This window comes from Methanobrevibacter sp., from assembly GCF_045126245.1.
Classification (GTDB): Archaea; Methanobacteriota; Methanobacteria; order Methanobacteriales; family Methanobacteriaceae; genus Methanocatella.
In genome coordinates this window covers 1-2503 of record NZ_JBGVOG010000040.1, presented here as the reverse complement: position 1 = coordinate 2503, position 2503 = coordinate 1, and the positions used below count along the sequence as shown (strand labels likewise).

General features: G+C 34.4%; 2 protein-coding genes and 1 pseudogene. 2 read left to right on the top strand and 1 reads right to left on the bottom strand.

Going from position 1 to position 2503, the window contains the following annotated elements; all coding sequences use genetic code 11:
* A pseudogene (locus ACJMLZ_RS03325) lies at positions 1-427 on the top strand (ABC transporter ATP-binding protein); the annotation flags it as partial.
* Between the two features lie 9 nt (positions 428-436).
* The gene (locus ACJMLZ_RS03320; RefSeq protein ID WP_405303945.1) at positions 437-1162 is read left to right on the top strand and encodes an ABC transporter permease; all 726 of its coding nucleotides are present in this window, start codon (positions 437-439) and stop codon (positions 1160-1162) included.
* 161 nt (positions 1163-1323) lie between these two features.
* Here the strand turns inward: ACJMLZ_RS03320 and mtrH are convergent, their stop codons facing one another.
* Positions 1324-2262, bottom strand: a complete 939-nt coding sequence (gene mtrH, locus ACJMLZ_RS03315) for a tetrahydromethanopterin S-methyltransferase subunit H (RefSeq protein ID WP_405303944.1) — start codon at positions 2260-2262, stop codon at positions 1324-1326.
* Positions 2263-2503 lie beyond the last annotated feature (241 nt).

Below are 2503 nucleotides of genomic sequence, written 5' to 3'. Positions count from 1 at the left end.
TGACCCTTTTGGCATTAAAGAGATTAGGGCGTTGCTTAAAAGATTGGCCCATGATTATGGGATAACAATTTTGATTTCAAGCCATATTCTAAGTGAAATAGAAAACATTGCTGATGTAATAGGATTTATGGATAACGGCGTATTGATTGAGGAGATTTCAAAAGAGGATTTATACAAAAGATTAAATAAATCCGTTGAGTTTGAAGTGTCAGATATTGATTTGGCAATTTCGATTCTTAAAGAATTGGGGCTTAAAGAAAACAATGATTTCACTTTTATTAATAATGAAATTCGCCTATATTCCAATTTGGATTTAAGAGACAAGTTTAATGCATTGTTCGTCAACTCCGGAATTGACGTAAGAAAAGTGAACCTGTGCGAGGAAAATTTGGAGGAATACTTTACAAGGTTCATTTCAAATAATTAAGGTGATTATATGTTGACTTTCATAGAGATGGAATTTCTAAAGCTTAAAAGATCCAAGATATTTTTATTGAGTTTGATGGGAGCCATTCTCCCGCCGTTGCTGATGTTTATTGCCGTCACTTCTTTTGATGAGGGGCAAACATTTGAAGCATTATTCAGCAACGTAAATATGTACATGTCTGCAATGTTTGCGGTTCTTATATTTGCAATAATCATATCTTACCTGTTCGGCAGGGAGTATAATGAACACACTCTAAAAACCATGTTGACTATTCCTGTATCACGGGGAAAATTCCTGATTTCTAAATATGCAATGTTTTTAGTGTGGATTGTGATTTTATCAATAGTTACAAGCTTATCAACACTTGTATTCGGTTTTATTGCAGGTCTTGAAGGATTCACGCTAAAACTATTTGTGGATAGTTTTGCTCAGCTTCTCTTCGGAAACGTTTTGTTATTCCTGACATTCTCCCCGTTCGTATTTTTATCACTATTCATTAGCAATATGGTTCCTGCAATGGTCGGGGGAGCTGCTTTGTCATTGGTAAACCTGATGGTCTATGGTCAAAGTTGGGCTCCGTTCGTGCCATGGGTATGTCCGTATTTGATTGCATCAGGTGAGATAGCGGAGTATAGTGCGGGTATTGGTGTTTCGTATGCTGTTATTTTAGCCACTTTTGTTTTTGGATTGGCTATTTCATATATTTACTTCACTAAAAGGGATGTTCAAATTTAATTTATTGGCAAATTTTCTAAAAAAAGTTAAATTATATAATTAAGCACTGGAAGGTTAGAAATCCAGTGCTAATTCGGTATTTTTGGATTATGTTTAGATTTGTTTAATATCCACAGATATTGAACAAATGTCGAGGTTTTAACTGGATAATCTTTGATAAATTATACTAATTTATTCATTGGGTGGTAATCAACTGGTTCTGTTCCCATTGCTTTTACAGCTTCGCAGATGAACATATCTGTTTGAGCTACTGCAGGAAATGCGATTTTTGCATTTTCAATAGGTCCAAAGAGAACAAAGTCTCCACCACACATTACTTGTACGATGTTCGCACCAATATCACATACGGTAAATGCAGTTTTGTTACCTGCTTTTTTATATTCTCTCAACCAGTCCCATGCGGATGGTACATTGTGAATTCCAGATCCTACTGGGTAACCCCATTTTGCTTTTTCTGCAAATGATGTTCTTGCTGCAATGCCCGCACCCTGACCTAAAGGTGTAACTGCAGTATCCATCATAAATTTATCAATACCACAATCGGCAGCCACTTCAAGTAAACCCTTTTCATATGCTCCGTCATCCCCATCTTCCCACATTGCCATTTTTCCTTCAATGGTAGCATTCATTGGATTGAATCCTAATATGATTGAAGCGGAGATGTCTGTTTCAGCAAGAGCATCCAATTCGGTTTTGTCTGCTGCCATGTTAATTGAGTTGTAAATTGCTCTTTCGGTTAATCCAGTTTCGTCTGCGTATTGTGCACCTGCAACCCTAGCTTCACCTGATGTTGAATCTATAAGGAAAGGTGCATCGCAGATTTCTCCTATATATTCGATATATTTTGGGAGTGCTTCTACTGTTTGTCCAAAGACTTGTACAATAAATGGATTACCAGTTATGTCTGAAATTGATGCCATGTCATTAACTAACTGTTCAGCTCGATCTTTATCGAAGTCTCCAGTTAATTCATCATTAAGAATGTTGTGACCACCATAGAAAATAGTTCCTGCCAAAACAGTAGGGTATTCTCCAGGTTGTCCACCCATTTTGACTCCTGCGAAGTCAAAAACTACTTGTTCTTTATCAAATTTAAACATTTAAATTAACCTCTGTATTTTTGGACCTAACAATTCAATTTAACTTTATAAAAATTAAAGTTAGGTCTAATAATTATATTTTATTTAGTTACATATAAGTTAGTATTATAAATTTTATAATAAATTTATGATATTTTGATTATTGTTTAATTTATTTAAAAAATAATATACAATTTACAATAAAATCATTTACGAAGTGTCATTTTTTAATCAAAATAACAAAAATATTAGGTATAATTTA

What these genes read in the sequence shown, in the direction of transcription:
- ACJMLZ_RS03320 (WP_405303945.1), top strand. Translation starts at nt 437, where the DNA reads ATGTTGACTTTCATAGAGATGGAATTTCTAAAGCTTAAAAGATCCAAG.
- mtrH (WP_405303944.1), bottom strand. Translation starts at nt 2,262, where the DNA reads ATGTTTAAATTTGATAAAGAACAAGTAGTTTTTGACTTCGCAGGAGTC.